Origin of the sequence: Micromonospora cathayae (genome assembly GCF_028993575.1) — a bacterium.
Lineage (GTDB): Bacteria > Actinomycetota > Actinomycetes > Mycobacteriales > Micromonosporaceae > Micromonospora > Micromonospora cathayae.
This window is the reverse complement of record NZ_CP118615.1, coordinates 6,964,778-6,988,967: the sequence shown is the minus strand read 5'-3', so window position 1 is coordinate 6,988,967 and position 24,190 is coordinate 6,964,778. Positions and strand designations below refer to the sequence as shown.

Genomic DNA, 24,190 nt, shown 5'->3' with positions numbered 1-24,190 from the left:
GGGAGCCGGCTGCGCCGGGCTGGCCGTCGTGGTCGCGGTGTCGTCCGCCGCCCGGGTCCGGGTCGGTGAACAGAGCGTGACCGTATTTCCAGCCCGTTGCTGAAATGTTATGAACTTTCGCTGAAACGGCCCCTTGATCGGCTGCCAGCTCGACCTTAGTTTTTTCGTTGCCCCACCAAAATATTTAACTTCGGAGGTCAGAGGTGCGTTTCGAACCCGCACGCGGCGGAGCCGACGGCTTCGCCCGGGCCCGGTCGGCGGGCGAGCCCGCCGACCAGGCCACGGTGCGGCGTTCCAACCTGTCCCTCGTCCTGCGGCACCTCAGCGAGCACGGTCCCCGGTCGCGGTCCGCGATCGCCACCGAGACCGGGCTCAACAAGACCACGGTCTCCAGCCTGGTCAGCGAGTTGCAGGCCCGGGGCCTGGTCGACGAGACCGGTCCCGCGCACAACGGCGCGGTCGGACGCCCCGGCCGCACGGTGACCGTGGACGGCGCCCGGGTCGGCGCCCTTGGGCTGGAGATCAACGTCGACTACATCGCGGCGTACGGCATCGACCTGGCCGGACGGGTCCTGGTGGACCGGCGGGCCAGCTTCGACGCGATGGGCTCCGGCCCCGAACGCTCGCTGGACGAGTTGACCCGGGTCGCCGAGGCGTCGCTCGCCGAGTTCGAGGCGGCGAAGGCGACCGCGGCCGGGATCACCGTCGCGGTGCCCGGCCTGATCGACGTCGCCGCCGGCACCGTGGTCTTCGCCCCCAACCTCGGCTGGCGGGGCGTCCCGGTGGTCGGGCGGCTCGCCGCGGCGCTGGCCCGCCCCACCGTGCCGGTGACCGTCGACAACGACGCCAACCTCGCCGCCCTGGCCGAGTTCAGCCGGGGCGTCGCCGCCGGCGTGCCGGACCTGGTCTACCTGACCGGTGAGGTCGGCGTCGGTGGCGGTGTCATCTCCGCTGGCCGGCTGGTACGGGGAGCGGACGGTTTCGCCGGTGAGGTCGGGCACGTGCTGGTCGACCCGTACGGCGAGCGGTGCGGGTGCGGTCGCATCGGCTGCTGGGAGACCAAGGTCGGTCTCGCCGCCCTGGTGCGGATGGCCACCCCCGACCACGCGTACGGGCTGGGCGTGGACGGGATCGTGCCCGACCCGGAGGAGCGGCTGACCGAGATCGAACGCCGGCTGGCCGACGGTGACCTGCGGGTGGCGCAGGCGCTGAAGGAGATCGGCCGCTGGCTCGGGATCGGCGGCGCGACCCTGGTCAACGTGTTCAACCCCCGGGTGATCGTGCTCGGTGGTTACTTCGCCCGGCTCGGGATCCATGTGCTGGCCGCCGCCCAGGCCGAACTGGACCGGCTGGTGGTCACCGGGCAGGAGTCGCGGTGCGCGTTCGTCGCGTCCGACCTCGGCTTCGGTGCCGCCGCCCTCGGTGCCGCGCACGTCGCCGTCGAGCGGGTGCTGACCGATCCCACCCTGGTCACCCCGGTCGGCGGCAATCCGTACCAGTTGGAGGAACGGCGATGAGTGCAGAGACGGTGCTGAGACTGACCGACGTGGTCAAGACGTTCCCCGGCGTGCGTGCGTTGGACGGGGTGCAGCTCGAGGTACGGGCCGGCGAGGTGCACTGCCTGCTCGGCCAGAACGGAGCCGGCAAGTCCACCCTGATCAAGGTGCTGGCCGGTGTGCACAAGCCGGACTCCGGGCTGGTGGAGTGGCGGGGCGAACCCACCACCTTCGCCAACCCGCAGGCGGCGATGAAGGCCGGGATCGCCACCATCTACCAGGAACTCGACCTGGTCGAGGACCTGTCGGTGGCGGAGAACGCGTTCCTGGGCCACGAGCCGCGGCGGTTCGGCTTCGTCCGCCGGGGCCACATGGCCCGCCGGACCCGGGAGATCCTCGGCCGGCTCGGCCACGCCGAGATCCCGCCGGGCCGGATGGTCCGGTCGCTGCCGGCGGCGGGCAAGCAGATCGTCAGTATGGCGCGGGCCCTCTCCCACGAGGCCCGGCTGATCATCATGGACGAGCCGAGCGCGGTGCTCGCCCACGACGAGGTGGGCAACCTGTTCCGGATCATCCGGGAGCTGACCGCGCAGGGCATCGCGGTCATCTACATCTCGCACCGGATGGAGGAGATCCGCGAGATCGGTGACCGGGTCACCGTGCTCAAGGACGGCCGCACCACCGCGGCCGACCTCTCCGCCCGGGACACCCCCACCAGGGACCTGGTGAGCCGGATGACCGGCCGCAGCATCGAGTACGTCTTCCCGGAGCGCCCGGCCGACGACGCCGCGGGCGACGAACTGCTCCGGGTGGACGGGCTGACCCGCGCCGGCGAGTTCGCCGACGTGTCGCTGCGGGTCCGGGCCGGGGAGATCGTCGGCATCGCCGGGCTGGTCGGCTCCGGCCGGTCCGAGCTGATGGAGACGATCTTCGGGGCCCGCCGGGCCGACGCGGGCACGGTGACCGTGTCCGGTCGCAGCCTGCGGCCGGGCAGTGTCGGCGCGGCGGTCCGCGCCGGCATGGGAATGGCCCCGGAGGAGCGCAAGAGCCAGGCGCTCCTGCTCGGCGAGCCGATCTACCGCAACGTCACCCTCGCCACGTTCAGCCGGTTCGCCCGGCTGGGCTTCACCGACACCGGCAAGGAACGGGCCGAGGCCAACCGGATCGCCGACGTGCTCGAGCTGCGTCCCCGGGACGTGCTCCGCCCGGTGCGGACCCTCTCCGGCGGCAACCAGCAGAAGGTGGTGGTCGGGCGCTGGCTGCTCGGCGACACGAAGCTGCTCCTGCTGGACGAGCCGACCCGGGGTGTGGACGTGGGCGCGCGGGCCGAGCTGTACCAGGTGATCCGGGAGCTGGCCGCCCGGGGCGTCGGGGTGCTGCTGGTCTCCAGCGAGGTGCCCGAGGTGCTCGGTCTGGCCGACCGGGTGCTGGTGATGCGCGAAGGGCGGGTCGTGCGCGAGGCGCCGGCCGGCGAACTTGACGAGAACACCGTGCTCGACCTCGTGATGGCGGGGTCCCTCATGGAAGGCGCGCCGGCATGAGCGACGCGACAGGTACAACCACCCCCGAGCGACCCACCGACCTGCCGGCCCAGTCGCCGCCGGTCAGCAAGGCGGGCACCGAGGCGGCGGCCCACCGGGAGACGCCCCGGAGCGGCCTCTCCTTCTGGAAGGGCGACAGCGGCGAGGGCGCCCGACGCAACCTCGGCCTGATCGCCGTGCTGGTGGTGCTGGTGATCATCGGGATCGCCACCCGGCCCGACCTCTACGGTGACTCCAACTGGGTGTGGAACAACTTCCTCACCATCCTGAAGCTGGCCTCGGTGGTCGGCGTGGTCACCGTGGGCATGACCTTCGTGATCATCGGTGGCGGCATCGACCTGTCGGTCGGCGCGATCGTCGCGCTGTCCGGGGTCTGGGCCACCACGCTCGCCACCCAGAGCTTCGGCGCCGGTGGCATGATCTTCACCGCGCTCGTCGTCGGGCTCGGCGTCGGCCTGGTCAACGGCCTGCTCATCTCGTACGGCAAACTCGTACCGTTCATCGCCACGCTGGCCATGCTGGTCGCGGCCCGGGGCCTGGCGGCGGAGATCTCGCAGAAGCAGACCCAGGTCTCGAACAACAGCACGATCAACGGCATCGCCAGCACCAACGTGCTCGGCATCCCGCTGCTGGTCTACATCCTCGCCGCCGTGGTGATCGCCGGGTGGGTGCTGCTCAACCGCACCACCTTCGGCCGGCGTACCGTCGCGGTCGGCGGGAACCCGGAGGCGGCCCGGCTCGCCGGCATCAACGTCAAGCGGCACACCGTCATGCTCTACGCCCTCTCCGGGGTCTGCTGCGGCATCGCCGCGATCATGCTGACCTCGCAGGCCACCTCGGCCCAGGCGGCCATGGCCAACCTCTACGAACTCGACGCGATCGCCGCCGCGATCATCGGCGGGACGCTGCTCAGTGGCGGCCGGGGCACCATCGTCGGCTCCCTGCTCGGCGTGATCATCTTCTCCACCATCACCAACCTGTTCGCCATCAACGGTCTCACCACCGAGGCCCAGAACATGGTCAAGGGCGGCATCATCGTCGCCGCGGTCCTGGTCCAGCAGGTCCAGTTCCGCAGCGTCACCGGGTTCCTCAAGCGGAACAAGGCGACCACCGCCTGACCCACCCGACGACCCCCCGCACCACCCCGCTCCACCACCCCCGCACCACCCGCACCACCACCCCGCTCCACCCGCACCACCCACGACAGACAGCACAGCAAACCGGCGGCCACCCGCGATCGACGGTGGCCGGGACGCACACACCCTTACTCCGGAACTCCTCCACCACCCCGCACACAGGAGGTCATCATGACCCAGCAGAGCCGCGACATGTCGCGCCGCCGGCTGCTGTTCGGCACGGCCGCGCTCGGTGCCGGCGCGCTGCTCGCCGGCTGCACCAGCAACGAGGCCGAGCCGACCGCCGCGCAGACCAAGGCCGCCGAGACCGGCGGCAACGCCGAGCCCGGCAAGCGCGTCACGATCGGTTTCTCGGCGCCCGCCGCCGACCACGGCTGGATCGCCGCCATCACCAACAACGCCAAGGCCCAGGCCGGCGCGTACTCCGACGTGGAGTTCAAGACCGTCGAGGCCGGCGCGGACGCGGCGGCCCAGCGGGCGGCGCTGTCCACCCTGCTCTCCCAGAAGCCCGACGTGATCGTGCTGCTGCCGCACGACGGCAAGGAGCTCAACGCGTTCGGCCTGGAGGCGATGAAGGCCGGCATCCCGGTGGTCAACCTGGACCGGGCCTTCCCGGACGCCCGCGCGTACCGGACCCAGATCAAGGGCGACAACTACGGCATGGGCGTCGCCGCGGCGACCTACATCATCGCGCAGCTCCAGGCCAAGGGCGTCAGCAACCCGATCATCGGCGAGATCCCCGGCATCGACTCGCTGGAGCTGACCCAGGAGCGGTCGAAGGGCTTCGCCGACACCCTGGCCGCGTCCGGCTTCAAGGTCGCCAACCGGCGGCCGGCGGAGTTCACCGCCGACTCCGGCCAGCAGGCGGCCACCGGTCTCCTCCAGGCCCTGCCGAAGATCGACGCGATCTGGAACCACGACGACGACCAGGGCATCGGTGTCCTCGCCGCGGTCAACCAGTCCGGCCGCAAGGAGTTCTTCATGGTCGGCGGCGCCGGCTCGAAGAAGGCGATGGAGGACATCCAGGCCGACAACACCGTGCTCAAGGCGACCGTCACGTACAGCCCGTCGATGGCCTCCTCGGCCATCTCGCTGGCCCGGCTGATCGGTCAGGGCAAGGGCATGTCCGACCTGGTGGAACTCCAGGTACCGAAGGAGATCGTGCTCGCCTCGGAGACGATCACCAAGGAGAACGCGGGCGACTACCTCAAGCTCGGGTTCTGACACACGGGGGGAGACCCACCTTGTCCACTGTAGACAGAGAACTGCGTGTCGGTCTGGTCGGCTACGCGTTCATGGGCGCCGCGCACTCGCAGGCGTGGCGCACCGTGAACCGGGTGTACGACCTGCCGGCGCGGGCCCGGATGGCGCTGATCTGCGGCCGGGACACCGGAAAGGTGGCCGACGCCGCCGACCGGCTCGGCTGGGACGCGTACACCACCGACTGGCGTGACCTGGTCACCCGGGACGACATCGACGTGGTCGACGTCTGCACACCGGGCGACAGCCACGCCGAGATCGCGCTCGCCGCGCTGGCCGCCGGCAAGCACGTGTTGTGCGAGAAGCCGCTGGCGAACACGGTCGAGGAGGCTCGGGCGATGACCGCCGCGGCGGCGAAGGCCCAGGCCGCCGGGGTCCGGTCGATGTGCGGGTTCAACTACCGTCGGGTGCCCGCGGTCACCATGATGCGGGACCTCATCGCCAGCGGACGGCTGGGCGTCGTCCGGCACGTCCGGGCGGTCTACCTACAGGACTGGATCGTGGATCCGCAGTTCCCCCTGGTCTGGCGGTTGCAGAAGGACAGGGCGGGCTCCGGTGCGCTCGGCGACATCGGCGCGCACATCATCGACCTGACCCAGTTCGTGACCGGGCAGCGGATCACCGGCGTGAGCGCGGTGACCGAGACGTTCGTCAAGGAACGGCCGCTGCCGGCCGAGTCCAGCGGGCTCGCCGCGAGCGCGAACGGCGCGGACGGTGCCGCCCCGGCCACCGGAACGGTCACCGTCGACGACGCGGCGGTCTTCGTCGCCCGGCTCGACGGTGGCGCCCTGGCCACGTACGAGGCGAGCCGGTTCGCCACCGGCCGGAAGAACGCCCTGCGGGTCGAGATCAACGGCTCGCTCGGCAGCGTGGTGTTCGACCTGGAACGCCTCAACGAGCTGGAGTTCTACGACGCCACCCGACCGGGCGCGGAGCAGGGCTTCAGCCGGATCCTGGTCACCGAGGGCGACCACCCGTACATGTCGGCCTGGTGGCCGCCGGGGCACATCATCGGCTACGAGCACTCGTTCACCCACCAGATGCGCGACTTCGTCGAGGCGGTCGCCACCGGCACCGACCCGGCTCCCTCGTTCGCCGACGCGTTGCAGGTCCAGCTGGTGCTGGACGCGGTGACCCGGTCGGCGGACCTCGGTTCGTCCTGGACCGAGGTGGAACCGGCCCTGGTGACGGCACCAGCCTGACCGGTGCGGGGGTCGGCCGCGGGTCACCGCGGCCGACCCCCGCACCGAACCCCACCCACCGTGGCACCGGCCGGGACGGCCGGGGCCACCCGAGGACTTTCCGGACCGACCGGCGAGGGCCGGCCGCGGTTGCGCCCCGCGGCCGGGACGAGGTCGGCCCGGAAGGGCGTGCCCGACCCGGCCGTACCGGCCAGGTGGCGCACGACAGCACGACGGCCTTCCGACGCGGCCGGACCGGGATTCCCCGGTCGCGTCGGAGGGCCGGGCCCGACAGTCCCCGAGCAGTCCGGAGGATCCGATGGCCGGCCACATCCGCCCGTCCACCCGTCGACGCCCCGGCCGGGGCACGCTCCGGTAGACGTCCGGCCGGGACGGTGCCAGCGTCCCAGCCGGTCGAAGCGGGGGAGGCAGGGTCGAGACGCCGACCGACCCTGCCTACCTGCCCCGTCCGTTCCCGTCCGACCGGGTCCCCGGGCCGACGTCGACGCCGCCGACGTCGACGCCGGCACGGGGTGCCTCCCCGAACCGGAAGGGGCGGACGGGGCGTCCCGCCAGATGTCGCTCCGCCGGGCATCCGACCCAGCAGGTGTCGCTCCGCCGGACATCTGATATCCATGAAAGTCACTGCGCCCGGAGGGAGCACCATGCGTACCGGTGTCTGGCTGGTGGGGGCACGTGGCTCAGTCGCGACCACCAGCATCGTCGGGGCGCTCGCCCTGCGTGCCGGGCTGACCGGGCCGACCGGCTGCGTCACGGAACTGCCCGGCGTCCGCGGTCCCGCCCTGCCCTCCTTCGCCGACCTGGTCTTCGGCGGGCACGACGTCGCCGAGACCCCGCTGACCAAGAAGGCCGAGGCGCTGGCCGTCGCCGGCGTGGTCCCCGGCCGGCTGGTCGACGCCGTCCGCCCCGAACTCGCCGCCGTCGACGAGGAGATCCGCCCGGCCCCGGTCGACGGCACCCAGGCCGCCCAGATCGCCGCGGTGGTGCGGGACCTGGAGGCGTTCCGGGACCGGCACCGGCTGGCCCGGGTGGTGGTGGTCAACGTCTCCGCCACCGAACCGGCCGCCGTGCCGCACCCCGCCCACGCCGACCCCGTCGCCCTGCGGGCCGCCCTCGACGGCCCCGACGACGTGCTGCCGGCCAGCTCGCGGTACGCGTACGCGGCGTTCACCGCCGGCTGCCCGTACGTCGACTTCACCCCGTCGACCGGAGCCCGGCTGCCCGCCCTGGCCGCGCTCGCCGCCGAACGCGGCCTGCCGTACGCCGGGCACGACGGCAAGACCGGGGAAACCCTGGTCAAGTCGGTGCTCGCCCCGATGTTCGCGATGCGCAACCTGGCCGTGCGGTCCTGGTCGGGCACCAACCTGCTCGGCGGCGGGGACGGCGCCACCCTCGCCGAACCGGCCGCCAACGCCGCGAAGACCGCCAGCAAACAGCGCGTCCTCGCCGAGACGCTCGGCTACCAGCCGCAGGGCACCACCCGCATCGAGTACGTCGAGGACCTGGGCGACTTCAAGACCGCCTGGGATCTGATCACCTTCAGCGGGTTCCTCGGCACCGGCATGCGGATGGAGTTCACCTGGCACGGCTGTGACTCGGCGCTGGCCGCCCCGCTGGTGCTGGACCTGGCCCGGCTCACCGCCGCCGGGCACGCCGCCGGCCACACCGGACCCCTGGCCGAGCTGGCCTTCTTCTTCAAGGACCCGCTCGACGCGGCCACCGGGTCGCTCACCGAGCAGTGGCAGCGGTTGACCGCGTACGCCGCGCGACTGCACGCCGGAGGTCCCGATGCCGACGCCCGCTGACCTCGCCGAGCTGGTCCGGGCTCCGGCCGCCCTCTCCGTCCCCGGTGACGTGCTCGCCGGGGCGGCGGCCGCCGGGACGCTCGGTGCCGGTACGCCCGCCCTGGCCGGCGCGTCGGTGCTGCTCTACTGGGCCGGCATGGCCGCCAACGACTGGGCCGACCGGGACCTGGACGCGGTGGAACGGCCGGACCGGCCGATCCCGAGCGGCCGGGTGACCCCGGGTACCGCGCTCGGCCTCGCCGTCGGGTTGACCGCCGCCGGGGTGGCGCTCGCCACCGCCGCCGGGGGCCGGCGCGCCGCCGCCGTCGCGGTCCCGCTGGCCGCCGCCGTGTGGGGGTACGACCTGGCCGCCAAGAACACCGCCGCCGGCCCCGCCGTGATGGCCGTCTGCCGGGGGCTGGACGTGCTGCTCGGCGCGTCCGGTGGCCGGGTCGGCCGGGCCGTGCCGGCGGCGTTGACCGTCGCCGCGCACACCTGGACGGTCACCGCGCTGTCCCGGCGTGAGGTCGACGGCGCGGACCAGCGGCTGCCGGTGCGTACCCTGGCCGGCACCGCCGTGGTCGCGGCCAGCGCCGTGCTCGGCACGAAGAGGCCGACCGCCGGACGGGCCGCCGGGCCGACCGCCGGACGGGCCGCCGACCGGGGTCCGCTGGACGCGGCGGGCCGGCGCGGCACCCCGGACACGCTCCGCACGGCGCTGCGCGGCACCCCCGACACGCTCCGCGCGGCCCTGCCGGCCGCCCTGACCGCCTGGTACGCCGCCCGGTACGGGGCCGCCCAGGCCCGGGTGTACGCCGATCCGTCCGCCGGCCAGGTCCGGGCCGCCGTCGGCGCCGGCATCACCGGTCTGCCCGCCCTCCAGGGCGCGCTGACCGCCCGCGCCGGGGCCGGGCTGCTCGGGGTGGCGGTGGCCGCCGCCGCGCCACTGGCCCGCCGGCTGGCCCGGAAGGTCTCGCCGACATGACCGGCGCATCCGGGGTGACGGAGGTCGGCACCGGACGGCTGCGGTTCGGGTACGGCACCAACGGCTTCGCCAACCACCGCCTCGACGACGCGCTGGCCGTCCTCGCCGACCTCGGCTACCAGGGGGTCGCCCTCACCCTGGACCACGGCCACCTCGACCCGTTCGAGGCGGGACTGGCCCACCGGACCGCCGCGGTCCGCCGCCGGCTGGAGAGCCTCGGCCTGGCCGTGGTGGTCGAGACCGGGGCCCGCTACCTGCTGGACCCGTGGCAGAAGCACGCGCCGACCCTGCTGCACGACGACCACGCCCGCCGGATCGACTTCCTCACCCGGGCCGTGCAGATCGGCGCGGACCTGGGCGCGGAGGCGGTCTCGTTCTGGGCCGGCGTCCGCCCCGCCACCGTCGCCCCCGACCTGGCCTGGGACCGGCTGGTCGCCGGCTGCGCCGAGGTGGTCGCGGTCGCCGACCGGGCCGGCGTGCCGCTGGGCTTCGAACCGGAGCCGGGCATGCTGGTCGAGTCGATCGCCGACTGGCGGCGGCTGCGCGACGCGCTCGGCGCGCCACCGGCCTTCGGCATCACCCTCGACATCGGGCACTGCCGCTGCCTGGAACCGCTGCCGGTGCCGGACTGCGTCACCGCCGTGGCGGAGCACCTGGTCAACGTGCAGATCGACGACATGCGCCGGGGGGTGCACGAGCACCTGGAGTTCGGCACCGGCGAGATCGACTTCCCGCCGGTGCTGCGCGCGCTGGCCGACGCCGGCTACCGGGGTCTGGTCGCGGTGGAGCTGCCCCGGCACTCGCACGACGCGCCGGGCGTCGCCACCCGGTCGCTGGAGTTCCTCCGCGCCGCCGCCACGGCAGGGAGGGAATCCCGGTAGCAGCGGCCCCGGCGACCACCTCGGCCGGAGCCGAGCCCACCAGTACGAAAAGGGGAGACGGGATGACACCGGATCAACTGCGCACGGCGCTGCGGGGCGTACCCGATCCGGAGTGGCTGGCGGGCGCGCTGCGGGACGTGGCGGCGGACCCCGGCACGCTCGGCCGGTACTTCGCCGCCGCCGGTCGGCGCTGCGGGCGGGGGCCGCTGGACGGAACCCCCGGGTGGACGGTCGACGAGGCGGCCCGGGTGCTGCTGCTGACCGCGCTCCGCGCCGACCACGCCGACCAGGTCACCGCCCGCTACCAGCAGGGTGACGCGGCGGAGAAGCGGGCCGTGCTGCGCGCCCTGCCGCTGCTGCCGGTCGGCGCGGCGGCCGTCCCGCTGCTGCACGACGCGATCCGCACCAACGACACCCGGCTGGTGGCCGCCGCGCTCGGCCCGTACGCCCGGCACCTGGACCCGCCGGCCTGGCGGCAGGCGGTGCTCAAGTGCGTGTTCATGGGCGTACCGCTGGACGTGGTCGCCGACCTCGACGACCGCGCGGACGCCGAACTCGCCGTGATGCTCGCCGGGCTGGCCGACGAACGCCGGGCCGCCGGCCGGACGATGCCCGCCGACGCCACCGAACTGCTCGACCGGCTCAGCGCCCGGGAGGCGTGACGCCCCGCACCGCCCCAGGGAGGCCCGATGCGAATCTTCGACCCGCACATCCACATGACGTCCCGCACCACCGACGACTACGAGCGGATGGCCGCCGCCGGGGTCCGGGCGGTCGTCGAACCGGCGTTCTGGCTCGGTCAGCCCCGCACCAACCCGGGGTCGTTCACCGACTACTTCGACTCGCTGGTCGGCTGGGAGCCGTTCCGGGCCGGGCAGTTCGGCGTCCGGCACCACGCCACCATCGCGCTGAACCCGAAGGAGGCCAACGACCCGCGCTGCCGTCCGGTGCTCGACCTGCTGCCGCGCTACCTGGAGAAGGACGGCGTGGTCGCGGTCGGGGAGATCGGGTACGACTCGATGACCCCGGAGGAGGACGACGTGTTCGCCGCCCAGCTCGCCATGGCGGTGGCGCACGACCTGCCGGCGCTGGTGCACACCCCGCACCGGGACAAGGCCCGGGGCACCGAGCGCAGCCTGTCGGTGGTCGCCGAGTCCGGCATCGACCCGGGCCGGGTGGTGATCGACCACCTCAACGAGGTGACCGTCGAGATCGTCCGGGACAGCGGCTGCTGGGCCGGCTTCTCGATCTACCCGGACACCAAGATGTCGCCGCCGCGCATGGTGGAACTGCTGCGCCGGTACGGCACCGAACGGATGCTGGTGAACTCGGCCGCCGACTGGGGACGCTCGGACCCGCTGCTCACCCGGGCCACCGGCGAGGCGATGCTGCTGGCCGGGTTCAGCGACGACGACGTGGACCGGGTGCTGTGGCGCAACCCGGTGGAGTTCTACGGGCAGTCCGGCCGGCTGGACCTGACCGACCTGGACGCCCCGGAGCCCACCTTCGAGGGCAACTCGATCCTGCGCGGGGGCTCGTGATGCGGCTGCGGCACGCCGACGGCAGCACCGTCCACGTCAGCTACTGCACCAACGTCCACCCGGCCGAGGAGCTGACCGGGGTGCTCGCCCAGCTCGACACGTACGCGGTGCCGGTGCGGGAACGCCTCGGCACCGACCGGCTCGGGCTCGGGCTGTGGCTGGCCGCGCCGGCCGCCGCCGAGCTGGCCGCCGACCCGGCGGCCCGGGGCCGGCTCCGCCGGGAGCTGACCGTACGCGGGCTGGAGGTGGTCACCCTCAACGGCTTCCCGTACGCGGCGTTCCAGGCCCCGGTGGTCAAGGGCGACGTGTACCACCCGGACTGGACCACCTCCGAGCGGCTGGCGTACACCCTGGACCTGGCCCGGGTCCTGGCCGACCTGCTGCCCGACGACGCGGCCCGGGGCTCGGTGTCCACCCTGCCGCTGGCCTGGCGGACCCCGTGGGACGCCGACCGGGCCGACGCGGCCCGCCGCCGGCTGGACGAGCTGGCCGTCGGGCTGGCCGGTATCGAGCGGGACACCGGCCGGCCGGTGCGGGTGGGTTTCGAACCGGAGCCGGGCTGCGTGGTGGAGAGCACCGGTCAGGCGGCCACCGCGCTGGCCGGGGTGGACCCGGAACGGATCGGGATCTGCCTGGACCTGGCCCATCTGGCCTGCGCCTGGGAGGACCCGGTCACCGCGCTGACCCGGCTGCGCGACGCCGGCCTGCCGGTGGTGAAGGTGCAGGTGTCCGCGGCGATCGAGGCGGCCGACCCGGTCGCTGACGCCGAGGAGCTGCGCCGCTGGGTGGAGCCGAGGTTCCTGCACCAGACCCGGTCGGCGCGCTGCGCGCACGGCTACGACCCGGCCGACCCGGCGTACGCCGCCGACGACCTGGACGCCGCGCTGGACGCCGGCCTGCCGGACGCCTGGCGGGTGCACTACCACGTGCCGCTGCACGCCCCGCCGGAGCCGCCGCTGGCGTCCACCGTGCCGGTGCTGCGTGCCGCGCTGGCCGGGCTGCTCGGCGGTCCGGTGGCCGGCTGCGACCACCTCGACGTCGAGACGTACACCTGGGGGGTGCTGCCGGAGGCGCGGCGGCCGCGCACCGACGCGGAGCTGGCCACCGGGATCGCCGCCGAACTGGCCTTCACCCGGGACGAGCTGACGGCGCTGGGCCTGACCGCGCCGGTGGGAGTGACCTCCCGGTGAGCGCGAGGAGTGAGCCGGTTCTGCGAGCCCCGCAGTCGCGAACGAAAGGCAGGAACTCGTGACCCGCAAACTGGTCGTGTTGAACGTGGTGGGCCTGACCCCCCGGTTGCTGGCCCACATGCCGAACCTGCGGTCGGTGGCCGACGGCGGGTTCACCGCGCCGTTGGGCACGGTGCTGCCGGCGGTGACCTGTTCCGCGCAGTCGACCTTCCTCACCGGCGAGCTGCCGGCCGGGCACGGCATCGTCGGCAACGGCTGGTACTTCCGGGACCTGGGCGAGGTGCTGCTGTGGCGGCAGCACAACGCCCTGGTCGGCGGGGACAAGCTGTGGGACGCCGCCCGCCGGGCCCGGCCCGGCTACACGGTCGCCAACATCTGCTGGTGGTACGCGATGGGCGCGGACGTGGACTGGACGGTGACCCCCCGGCCGGTCTACTACGCCGACGGTCGCAAGGAGCCGGACTGCTACACCGACCCGCCGGAGCTGCACGACCGGCTGACCGCGAAGCTGGGCACCTTCCCGCTGTTCACCTACTGGGGGCCGGGGGCGGGGATCGCCTCGTCGACGTGGATCTGCCGGGCCGCCGAGCAGGTGATGGCCGACCACGACCCGGACCTGACCCTGGTGTACGTCCCGCACCTGGACTACGACCTGCAACGGTTCGGCCCGTCCGCGCCGCAGGCGGCCGCCGCCGCGACCGAGCTGGACGGGGTGCTCGGTCCGCTGCTGGACGCCGCCCGCCGCCGGGACGCGACGGTGGTGGTGCTCTCCGAGTACGGCATCACCGAGGTCTCGCAGCCGGTGCACGTCAACCGGCTGCTGCGGGCCGAGGGGCTGCTCCGGGTGCACACCCAGGACGGCATGGAGTACCTGGACCCGTGGACGTCCCGGGCGTTCGCCGTGGCGGACCACCAGGTCGCCCACGTGTACGTGCGGGACCCGGCCGACGTGCCGCTGGTGGCGAAGCTCTGTGCCGGCCTGCCCGGGGTGGCGGAGGTGTTGGACGCCGAGGGCAAGGCGGCGCACGGGTTGGACCACGAGCGGGCCGGTGAGCTGGTGCTGGTGGCCGAGCCGGCGGCGTGGTTCACCTACTACTACTGGCTGGACGACCGGCGGGCCCCGGACTTCGCCCGGCTGGTGGAGATCCACCGTAAACCCGGGTACGACCCGGCGGAGCTGTTGTTCGACCCGGCCGCGCCGGCGGCGGCGAAACGCCGGGCCGGGGTGGCGCTGGCCCGCAAGAAGCTCGGCATGCGGTACCTGATGAGCGTGGTGGGCCTGGACGCCGGTGCGCGGGCGGTACGCGGCTCGCACGGCCGGCTGCCCACCGACGACGCGGACGCCCCGGTGCTGCTCTGCTCCGATCCGGCGGCCGTCCGGGAGCGGGTCGAGGCGACCGGGGTCAAGGGCCTGCTGCTGGAGCTGGCCGGCCTGTCGCCGACGGCCCCGTCCGGCCCGGCCGCGACGGATCCGGTGTCGTCCGGTCCGGTCGCGTCGGGGGAGGCGGCGGAGGTGTCGCCGGCGGGTTCGCCGGAAGAGGCCGGCTGATGACGGTCACCGCCGAGTCGCCGACCGACGCCGGCCGGTTGCGGGCCCGCTTCGACGCCGAGCTGACCGCCTTCCTGGAACGGCAGGACCCGGACTGGCCGGACGGCGCGCCCCGGGGCGTCTTCACCACGCTGCACCGGTTCGTGCTGGCCGGCGGGAAGCGGCTGCGTCCACTGTTCTGCTACTGGGGGTGGCGGGGAGCGGGCGGGCCGGACGGTACCCCGATCGTGGCCGCCGCGGCGGCGCTGGAGTTGTTCCACGCGTTCGCGCTGATCCACGACGACATCCTGGACGGCAGCGACCAGCGCCGGGGCGAGCCGTCGGTGCACCGGCTCTTCGCCGACCTGCACAGCCGGTCGTCCTGGCGGGGCGATCCGGCGTCGTACGGGCGGAACACCGCGCTGCTCTGCGGTGACCTCTGCGCGGCCTGGTCGGACCAGATGTTCCACGAGTGCGGGCTGAGCGTCGAGGAGGTGCACCGGGGGTACGGCGTCTTCGCCCGGATGCGTACCGAGGTGATCGCGGGGGAGTACCTCGACCTGGTGTCCGGGGTCGGTGACGGCTCGGTGGCGAGCGCGCTGACGGTGATCCGGATGAAGGCGGCCCGGTACACGGTGACCCGTCCGTTGCAGATCGGCGCGGCGCTGGCCGGGGCGGACGCGGACCTGCTCGCCGCGCTGGCCGAGTTCGGTGATCCGCTCGGGGACGCGTTCCAGCTCCGGGACGACGTGCTCGGGGTCTTCGGTGATCCGGCGGTGACCGGCAAGTCGGTCCTGGACGATCTGCGGGAGGGCAAGCCGACGGTGATGATGGCGTTGGCCCGGGACGCCGCCGACCGGGCGCAGACCGCCCGGCTGCGGGAGCTGTTCGGCAACCCGGACCTGGACGGTGGCGGCGCGGCCGAGCTGCGCGAGATCATCCTGTCCACCGGCGCGCGGGACCAGATCGAGCAGATGATCGCGGTACGCGCGGACGCCGCCCTGGCCGCCCTGGACCGCGCCCCGGTCACGCCGGAGGCCCGACAGGTGCTGGCCGACCTCGCCACCCAGACCATCCACCGCCAGTCCTGACCCGCGTTTCCCGGTCCCCGCCGTCCCGGCCCTGTGCTGCGACGGCGGGGACTTTTCGTGGTTCGAGCGAAAGTCCGATGTGGTTGGGCAGAAGGTATGGACAGCGGGATCGAAAAAGCTTAATGTCTTCGCCATCACGAAAGTGTTTCGGCGAGGTGAACCGGCGGCGCGGTGACCCATCGACCGTCCTCCCCCGCTACGGCATCCGGCGCGACGGCGCGCGCCCCGCCCTGGCATTCGAACGTCAGGAAGGGACGGACAGACAGTGTCCACACACGACGGCGCATCCGGCCGGCGGCTCACCTCGGTCGGCTCCGCGCTGCTGCTGGTGGCCGCCGCCGGGCTGGTCGCCCTCGGCGGCCCGGCCCCCGCCCAGGCCCACACCATCACCCCCACCGACTTCCAGCAGGTCACCCTGGCCAAGGGCGTCGCCGAGGTCGGCGAACCCATGACCATCGCGGTGCTACCCGACCGCTCCGTGCTGCACACCGCCCGCAACGGCACGCTGCGTCGCACCGACGCGGCCGGCACCACCACCGTGGTCGGCACCATCCCCGTCTACACCCACGACGAGGAGGGCCTCCAGGGCGTCGGGGTCGACCCGAACTTCGCCACCAACCGGCACATCTACCTGTACTACGCCCCGCCGCTGTCCACCCCCGCCGGGGACGCCCCGGCCACCGGCACCGACTTCTCCGCCTGGCAGGGCGTGAACCGGTTGTCCCGGTTCACCCTCAACGCCAACTGGACGTTGAACACGTCCAGCCAGGTCAACGTCCTCGACGTGCCGGCCGACCGGGGCATCTGCTGCCACGTCGGCGGGGACATCGACTTCGACGCGGCCGGGAACCTGTACCTGTCGACCGGGGACGACACCAACCCGTTCGACTCGGCCGGTTACGCCCCGATCGACGAGCGCACCAACCGCAACCCGGCGTACGACGCCCAGCGCAGTGCGGCGAACACCAACGACCTGCGGGGCAAGATCCTGCGGATCAAGGTGAACGCGGACGGAAGCTACTCCATCCCGGCCGGGAACATGTTCGCGCCGGGTACCGCGCGGACCCGTCCGGAGATCTACGCGATGGGCTTCCGTAACCCGTTCCGGATGAGCGTGGACAAGGCCACCGGCGTCGTCTACGTCGGTGACTACGGCCCGGACTCCGGCACCACCAGCACGCGCGGCCCCAGCGGGCAGGTGGAGTTCAACCGGGTCACCGGTCCGGGCAACTACGGCTGGCCGTACTGCACCGGCACCAACACCGCCACCGAGACGTACGCGGAGTGGGACTTCGCCGCCGGCACCGCCGGGGCCAAGTACAACTGCACGGGCGGGCCGACCAACAACTCGTTCCGGAACACCGGTCTGCCCACCCTGCCCGGGGCGAAGCCGGCCTGGATCCGGTACGCCGGGGACGCCGGCAGCCCGCCGGAGTTCGGTGGCGGCTCCGAGTCGCCGATGGCCGGCCCGGTCTACCGGTACAGCGCGTCGAACCCGTCCACCACGAAGTTCCCGCAGTCCTTCGACGGGCAGTTCTTCGCCGCCGAGCTGGGCCGGGGCTGGATCAAGCCGATCCACCTGAACGCCGACGGTTCGCCCGGCGCGATCGACGCGTCCTTCCCCTGGAACGGCAAGCAGGTGATGGACTCCGCGTTCGGCCCGGACGGCGCGCTGTACGTCCTCGACTACGGCACCGGCTACTTCAACGGCGACGCCAACTCGGCGCTGTACCGGTACGACTACGTGGCCGGTGGCAACCGTGCGCCGACCGCCGTCGCCGCCGCCGACAAGACCTCCGGGGCGGCCCCGTTGACGGTGAACTTCTCGTCGGCCGGGTCGTCGGACCCGGAGGGTGGGGCGCTCAGCTACTCGTGGGCGTTCGGCGACGGCACCACGTCCACGGCGGCGAACCCGAGCAAGACGTTCACCGCCAACGGCACCTACAACGTCACCCTGACCGTCCGTGACCCGCAGGGCGCGACCGGCACCGCCAGCGTGCAGATCGGCGTCGGCAACACCGCCCCGACCGTCACCATCACCGGCCCGGCCAACGGTTCGCTGTTCTCCTACGGCGACACCGTGCCGTTCAGCATCACCGTCACCGACCCCGAGGACGGCACCATCGACTGCGCCAAGGTCAAGATGACCTACGTACTCGGGCACGACCAGCACGGCCACCAGATCACCTCGAAGAACGGCTGCTCCGGCTCGATCACCATCCCGGTCGACGGGGAACACGACGACGCGGCGAACATCTTCGCGATCTTCGACGCCGAGTACACCGACGCCGGTGGGCTGACCACCCACAAGCAGCACACCCTCCAGCCGCGCAAGCGGCAGGCGGAGCACTACAAGACCTTCTCCGGGGTGGGCCTGCACGACAAGGCCACCGCCGAGGGCGGCCGGACCGTCGGCAGCATCGACAACGGGGACTGGATCGCGTTCGAGCCGTACCGGCTGGACAAGGCCACCTCGTTCAGCGCCCGGGTCTCCTCGGCCGGGGCCGGCGGCACCATCCAGGTGCGGACGGGTTCGCCCACCGGCACCGTGCTGGGTCAGGCGACGGTACCGGTGACCGGCGGTTGGGACGTCTTCACCACGGTCACCGGCACCATCTCCGGCGCGCCGGCCAGCACCGGCACGCTCTACCTCACCTTCGCCGGTGGCACCGGGGCGCTGTTCGACATCGACTCGTTCACCTTCGTCACCAGCGGCGCCACCGCCGGTACCGGCCCGATCGTCGGGCTCGGCGGCAAGTGCCTGGACGTGCGGAACGCGGCGACCGCCGACGGTACCCAGATCCAGATCTGGACCTGCAACGGCACCGCCGCGCAGACCTGGTCGGTGACGCCGAACAGCACGGTGAAGGCGCTGGGCAAGTGCCTGGACGTGTCGGGTGGCGGCACCGCCGACGGTACGAAGATCCAGCTCTGGACGTGCAACGGCACCGCGGCACAGAACTGGTCGGCGCAGGCGGACGGCACGCTGCGGAACCCGCAGTCGGGCAAGTGCCTGGACGTGTCGAACAACAGCGCCACCGACGGTCAGGCGGTCCACCTGTGGACCTGTCTCGCCGCCGCCAACCAGAAGTGGACCCTGCCGTAACCCGCGCGCCGGGGGCACCTGTTCGCAGGGGCCCCCGGCGACCACCCCCACCCCCGTTCGGGAGAGTGACATGCGCAGACTCCTTCGATCCGCCCTCGGCGTGGTGACCGCCGCCGCCGCGGTGCTCGCCGCTACCACGTCCGCTACTCCGGCCAGTGCGGCGGATGCCCCGTACGACGTGCTGGTGTTCTCGAAGACCGCCGGGTTCCGGCACGACTCGATCGCCGTGGGCATCCAGGCGATCCGGGAACTCGGCACGGCGAACAACTTCACCGTCACCGCGACCGAGGACGCCAGCCGGTTCACCACGGCGAACCTGGCCCAGTACGAGGCGGTGATCTTCCTCAACACCACCGGTGACGTCCTGGACGCCAGCCAGCAGACCGCCTTCGAGTCGTACGTCAACGGCGGCGGCGGCTACGTGGGCGTGCACTCCGCCGCCGACACCGAGTACGGCTGGTCGTACTACGGCAGCCTGGTCGGTGGGTACTTCGCCTCGCATCCGGCCATCCAGCAGGCGAACATCAAGGTCGAGAACCGGGCGCACCCGGCCACCGGGCACCTGCCGCAGACCTGGACCCGCACCGACGAGTGGTACAACTACCAGACCAATCCGCGTTCGGGCGCGCGGGTCCTGGCCACCCTGGACGAGTCGTCGTACTCGGGCGGGTCGATGGGTGGTGACCATCCGATCTCCTGGTGCAAGACGGTGAACTCCGGGCGGTCGTTCTACACCGGGCTGGGGCACACCCAGGCGTCGTACTCGGAGGCGGCGTTCCGGTCGCACCTGCTCGGCGGCATCCGGTACGCGTCCGGTCGGGCCAAGGCGGACTGCCGTCCGGAGACCGGCTACACCGCCCTCTACAACGGCTCCACCACCGGCTGGTCGCAGGCCGGGCCGGGCAGCTTCACCAACGCCGACGCCACCCTCACCTCGGTCGGCGGCATGGGCCTGTACTGGTACAGCGCCAAGCAGTTCACCAACTACTCGCTGAAGCTGGACTGGCGGATGCCCGGCGACGACAACTCGGGCGTCTTCATCGGCTTCCCGCCGTCGACCGACCCCTGGTCGGCGGTGAACAACGGGTACGAGATCCAGATCGACGCCACCGACGCGGCGGACCGGACCACCGGCGCGGTCTACACCTTCAAGTCCGCCGACCTCGCCGCCCGGGACGCCGCGCTGAACCCGCCGGGGGAGTGGAACAGCTACGAGCTGCTGGTCGAGGGGGAACGGCTCCAGGTCTTCCTCAACGGGCGGAAGATCAACGACTTCACCAACACCGACCCGGCCCGCTCGCTCGCCGGCCACATCGGGCTCCAGAACCACGGTACGGGCGACGACGTGTCGTTCCGCAACGTCCGGATCAAAGAGTTGGGCGGTACCCCGCCGCCGGGCGGCAACACCACCGTGCAGGCCGAGGCGTTCAGCTCGGCCAGCGGGGTCACCCCGTTCACCAAGGCGGGAGCCAACGGCGGGCAGACCCTCGGGTACGTCGACCCGGGCGACTGGGCCGCGTACCAGGGCCTGGACCTGACCGGGGTCACCTCGTTCCGGGCCCGGGTGGTCTCGGGTGGGGCGGGCGGCACCATCGGCATCCGTACCGGTTCGCCCACCGGCCCGTTGCTCGGCCAGGTGGCGGTGCCCAACACCGGAAGCTGGACCACGTACGCCGACGTCAGCACCACCCTGACCGGGGTGCCCACCGGTACGCAGACCGTGCACCTGACCTTCACCGGTTCCGGGACCGGCCTGTTCGACGTGGACGACTTCACCCTGGTCCGGGGCGGCGGCACCCCCGGTACCCCGGGCACCGGCCCGATCGTGGGGCTGGCCGGCAAGTGCCTGGACGTGCGGAACGCGGCGACCGCCGACGGTACCCAGATCCAGATCTGGACCTGCAACGGTTCGGCCGCGCAGACCTGGTCGGTGACGCCGAACAGCACGGTGAAGGCGCTGGGCAAGTGCCTGGACGTGTCGGGTGGTGGTTCGGCCGACGGTACGAAGATCCAGCTGTGGACGTGTAACGGCAGCGGGGCGCAGAACTGGTCGGCGCAGGCGGACGGCACGCTGCGGAACCCGCAGTCGGGCAAGTGTCTGGACGTGTCGAACAACAGCGCCACCGACGGTCAGGCGGTCCACCTGTGGACCTGTCTGTCGGCCGCCAACCAGAAGTGGACCCTGCCGTAGTCCGTCGGGCGGGCCCCGGTCGATCTCCCCGGAGACGGCCGGGGCCCGCCTCCGGGCAGCGGTCGCGCCGTTGCGGTAACGGAAGGGTCAACTTTGCGCAATGTGGACGGAAGTTAGGGTGCCGGGTCGGGAAGATGTAGACAGTCGAATCGATTCGGTTTAATGTTTCATCGTCACGGCGATGTTTCGTTGAGGTGAACCGAGGGCGCGGATCACCACCGACAGGGTGACCCGCGAGCGTGTGTCGCCGTGGGTCCATGGGCACGGTCGGCCGGGACGGAGCTGCGGCACCCCCGCAACCCCCAGCTACGGCACCCGGCGCGACGGCGCGCCCTGCCTGGCATTCAGCAGTCAGGAAGGGACGGACCCCTCACCATGTCCAGATCCGACAGCAGGCTCGGCCGACGACTATCGTCGGCCGGCTCCGCGCTGCTCCTGGTGGCCACGGCCGGCCTGGTCACCCTCGCGGCCGGTGGTTCCCCCGCCGCCGCCCACCCGATCAACGCCAGCGACTTCCAGCAGGTCACCCTGGCCAAGGGCGTCGCCGAGATGGGCGAGCCGATGACGATGGCGGTGCTGCCGGACCGGTCGGTGCTGCACACCGCCCGCAACGGCACGCTGCGTCGCACCGACGCGGCCGGCACCACCACCGTGGTCGGCACCATCCCCGTCTACACCCACGACGAAGACGGTCTGCAGGGCGTCGGGGTCGACCCGAACTTCGCCACCAACCGGCACATCTACCTGTACTACGCCCCGCCACTGAACACCCCGGGTGGCAACGCCCCGAGCACCGGGACCGACTTCTCCGCCTGGCAGGGCGTGAACCGGTTGTCCCGGTTCACCCTCAACGCCAACTGGACGCTCAACACGTCCAGCCAGGTGAACATTCTGGACGTGGCCGCCGACCGGGGTATCTGCTGCCACGCCGGTGGGGACATCGACTTCGACGCGGCCGGGAACCTGTACCTGTCGACCGGTGACGACACCAACCCGTTCGAGTCCGCCGGGTACTCCCCGCTGGACGAGCGGACCAACCGCAACCCGGCGTACGACGCGCAGCGTAGCGCCGGGAACACCAACGATCTGCGGGGCAAGATCCTGCGGATCAAGGTGAACGCGGACGGAAGCTACTCCATCCCGGCGGGGAACATGTTCGCGCCGGGTACCGCGCGGACCCGTCCGGAGATCTACGCGATGGGGTTCCGTAACCCGTTCCGGATGAGCGTGGACAAGGCCACCGGGGTGGTCTACGTCGGTGACTACGGCCCGGACGCCGGCACCACCAGCAACCGTGGGCCGAGCGGGCAGGTGGAGTTCAACCGGGTGACCGGTCCGGGCAACTACGGCTGGCCGTACTGCACCGGCACCAACACCAGCACCGAGACGTACGCGGAGTGGGACTTCGGCAACAACACCGCCGGCGCGAAGTACAACTGCACCGGCGGCCCCACCAACAACTCGTTCCGCAACAGCGGCCTGACCACCCTGGCGGCCGCCAAGTCGTCCTGGATCAAGTACGCCGGCGACTCCGGCAGCCCGCCCGAGTTCGGCGGCGGCTCCGAGTCCCCGTCCGCCGGACCGGTCTACCGGTACGACGCGAACAACCCCTCCACCACCAAGTGGCCGCAGTCGTTCGACGGGCAGTTCTTCGCCGGCGAGTTCGGCCGGGGCTGGATCAAGCCGATCCACGTCAACGCCGACGGCTCCCGGGGCACCATCGACTCGTCGTTCCCGTGGAACGGCAAGCAGGTCATGGACCAGGCGTTCGGCCCGGACGGCGCGCTGTACGTCCTCGACTACGGCACCGGCTACTACAGCGGTGACGCCAACTCGGCGCTGTACCGGTACGACTACGTCGGCAGCGGCAACAACCGCGCGCCGACCGCGGTGGCGACCGCCGACCGGACGTCCGGGCAGGCCCCGTTGACGGTGAACTTCTCGTCGGCCGGGTCGTCGGACCCGGAGGGCGGGGCGCTCAGCTACTCGTGGGCGTTCGGCGACGGCACCACCTCGACGGCGGCGAACCCGAGCAAGACGTTCACCGCCAACGGCACCTACAACGTCACCCTGACCGTCCGTGACCCGCAGGGCGCGACCGGCACCGCCAGCGTGCAGATCGGCGTCGGCAACACCGCCCCCACGGTCACCATCAACGGCCCGGTCAACGGCACCCTGTTCTCGTACGGGGAGACGGTGCCGTTCAGCATCACCGTCACCGACCCGGAGGACGGCACCATCGACTGCACCAAGGTCAAGCTGACCTACGTGCTGGGCCACGACCAGCACGGCCACGCGATCAGCTCGCACACCGGCTGCTCCGGCTCGGTGACCATCCCGGTCGACGGCGAGCACGACGACGCGGCGAACGTCTTCGGCATCTTCGACGCCGAGTACACCGACGCCGGTGGGCTGACCACCCACAAGCAGCACATCCTCCAGCCGCGCAAGCGGCAGGCGGAGCACTACAAGACCTCCTCCGGGGTGCTGACGTACAGCAAGACCGCCGCCGAGGGCGGCATGACCGTCGGTGACATCAACAACGGGGACTGGATCGCGTTCGAGCCGTACCGGCTGGCCAACGTCACCTCGTTCAGCGCCCGGGTCTCCTCGGCCGGGGCCGGCGGCACCATCCAGGTCCGGGCGGGGTCGCCCACCGGCACCGTGCTCGGCTCGGCGACCGTGCCGGTGACCGGCGGTTGGGAGACCTTCACCAACGTCACCGGGACCGTCGCCGGCCCGCCGTCCGGCACCACCACCCTGTACCTGACGTTCGCCGGCAGCGGCACCGGCTTCCTGTACGACGTCGACACCTTCACGCTCAACACCGGCACCACCAACCCGGCCCCCGGCGGGCAGATCGTCGGGCTGGGCGGCAAGTGCCTGGACGTGCGGAACGGCTCGTCGACGGACGGCACCCAGGTGCAGATCTTCACCTGCAACGGTGCCGCCGGGCAGCAGTGGACGGTGACGCCGAACGGCCCGATCAAGGCGCTGGGCAAGTGCCTGGACGTCAACGCCGGCGCGTCGGCCGACGGTACGAAGATCCAGATCTGGAGCTGCAACGGCGGCGGGAACCAGAACTGGTCCGCGCAGGCGGACGGCTCGCTGCGCAACGCGGCGACCGGCAAGTGCCTGGACGTCTCCAACAACAGCGCCACCGACGGTCAGGCGGTCCACCTGTGGACCTGCCACGGTGGCGCCAACCAGAAGTGGACCCTGCCGTAACCAGCAAGGACGGGGTCCCTGCCGGATAAT

General features: G+C 72.4%; 16 protein-coding genes. All 16 read left to right on the top strand.

Features of this window, described 5'->3' with window-relative positions; translation table 11 throughout:
* Positions 1-203: 203 nt before the first annotated feature.
* The 16 genes from PVK37_RS30675 (at position 204) to PVK37_RS30600 (ending at position 24,160) form a co-directional block, all read left to right on the top strand.
* A complete protein-coding gene (locus PVK37_RS30675; RefSeq protein WP_275031331.1) occupies positions 204-1,517 on the top strand; it encodes an ROK family transcriptional regulator in 1,314 nt (437 codons plus the stop codon).
* Positions 1,514-3,037 carry a sugar ABC transporter ATP-binding protein gene (locus PVK37_RS30670; protein ID WP_275031330.1) on the top strand — a complete coding sequence of 508 codons (1,524 nt, stop codon included), beginning with the start codon at positions 1,514-1,516 and terminating at the stop codon, positions 3,035-3,037. Before PVK37_RS30675 ends, PVK37_RS30670 begins: the two co-directional genes overlap by 4 nt.
* Positions 3,034-4,155, top strand: coding sequence for an ABC transporter permease (locus PVK37_RS30665; RefSeq protein WP_275031329.1), 1,122 nt, complete (start codon positions 3,034-3,036; stop codon positions 4,153-4,155). The genes PVK37_RS30670 and PVK37_RS30665 overlap by 4 nt, the downstream gene beginning before the upstream one ends.
* Before the next feature lie 189 nt (positions 4,156-4,344).
* Positions 4,345-5,397: a substrate-binding domain-containing protein gene (locus PVK37_RS30660; RefSeq protein ID WP_275031328.1), complete on the top strand. Its 1,053-nt coding sequence runs from the start codon at positions 4,345-4,347 to the stop codon at positions 5,395-5,397.
* Positions 5,398-5,417: 20 nt separating this feature from the next.
* Entirely contained in the window at positions 5,418-6,635 is a 1,218-nt protein-coding gene (locus PVK37_RS30655) for a Gfo/Idh/MocA family protein (RefSeq protein WP_275031327.1), read from the top strand.
* Positions 6,636-7,279: 644 nt separating this feature from the next.
* Entirely contained in the window at positions 7,280-8,440 is a 1,161-nt protein-coding gene (locus tag PVK37_RS30650; RefSeq protein ID WP_275031326.1) for an inositol-3-phosphate synthase, read from the top strand.
* Entirely contained in the window at positions 8,424-9,404 is a 981-nt protein-coding gene (locus PVK37_RS30645) for an SCO3242 family prenyltransferase (protein WP_275031325.1), read from the top strand. The genes PVK37_RS30650 and PVK37_RS30645 overlap by 17 nt, the downstream gene beginning before the upstream one ends.
* The gene (locus PVK37_RS30640; RefSeq protein WP_275031324.1) at positions 9,401-10,285 is read left to right on the top strand and encodes a sugar phosphate isomerase/epimerase family protein; all 885 of its coding nucleotides are present in this window, start codon (positions 9,401-9,403) and stop codon (positions 10,283-10,285) included. The genes PVK37_RS30645 and PVK37_RS30640 overlap by 4 nt, the downstream gene beginning before the upstream one ends.
* Before the next feature lie 62 nt (positions 10,286-10,347).
* The gene (locus PVK37_RS30635) at positions 10,348-10,947 is read left to right on the top strand and encodes an EboA domain-containing protein (RefSeq protein WP_275031323.1); all 600 of its coding nucleotides are present in this window, start codon (positions 10,348-10,350) and stop codon (positions 10,945-10,947) included.
* Positions 10,948-10,974: 27 nt separating this feature from the next.
* Positions 10,975-11,826 carry a TatD family hydrolase gene (locus tag PVK37_RS30630; RefSeq protein WP_275031322.1) on the top strand — a complete coding sequence of 284 codons (852 nt, stop codon included), beginning with the start codon at positions 10,975-10,977 and terminating at the stop codon, positions 11,824-11,826.
* The gene (gene eboE / locus PVK37_RS30625; protein ID WP_275031321.1) at positions 11,826-13,016 is read left to right on the top strand and encodes a metabolite traffic protein EboE; all 1,191 of its coding nucleotides are present in this window, start codon (positions 11,826-11,828) and stop codon (positions 13,014-13,016) included. The genes PVK37_RS30630 and eboE overlap by 1 nt, the downstream gene beginning before the upstream one ends.
* A gap of 58 nt (positions 13,017-13,074) precedes the next feature.
* The gene (locus PVK37_RS30620) at positions 13,075-14,565 is read left to right on the top strand and encodes an alkaline phosphatase family protein (protein ID WP_275031320.1); all 1,491 of its coding nucleotides are present in this window, start codon (positions 13,075-13,077) and stop codon (positions 14,563-14,565) included.
* Positions 14,565-15,635, top strand: coding sequence for a polyprenyl synthetase family protein (locus PVK37_RS30615; protein WP_275031318.1), 1,071 nt, complete (start codon positions 14,565-14,567; stop codon positions 15,633-15,635). Before PVK37_RS30620 ends, PVK37_RS30615 begins: the two co-directional genes overlap by 1 nt.
* A 265-nt stretch (positions 15,636-15,900) precedes the next feature.
* Positions 15,901-18,741 carry a PQQ-dependent sugar dehydrogenase gene (locus tag PVK37_RS30610; RefSeq protein ID WP_423790972.1) on the top strand — a complete coding sequence of 947 codons (2,841 nt, stop codon included), beginning with the start codon at positions 15,901-15,903 and terminating at the stop codon, positions 18,739-18,741.
* 70 nt (positions 18,742-18,811) lie between these two features.
* Entirely contained in the window at positions 18,812-20,932 is a 2,121-nt protein-coding gene (locus PVK37_RS30605) for a ThuA domain-containing protein (protein ID WP_275031317.1), read from the top strand.
* A gap of 375 nt (positions 20,933-21,307) precedes the next feature.
* A complete protein-coding gene (locus PVK37_RS30600) occupies positions 21,308-24,160 on the top strand; it encodes a lectin (protein WP_275031315.1) in 2,853 nt (950 codons plus the stop codon).
* The last annotated feature ends 30 nt before the right edge of the window (positions 24,161-24,190 follow it).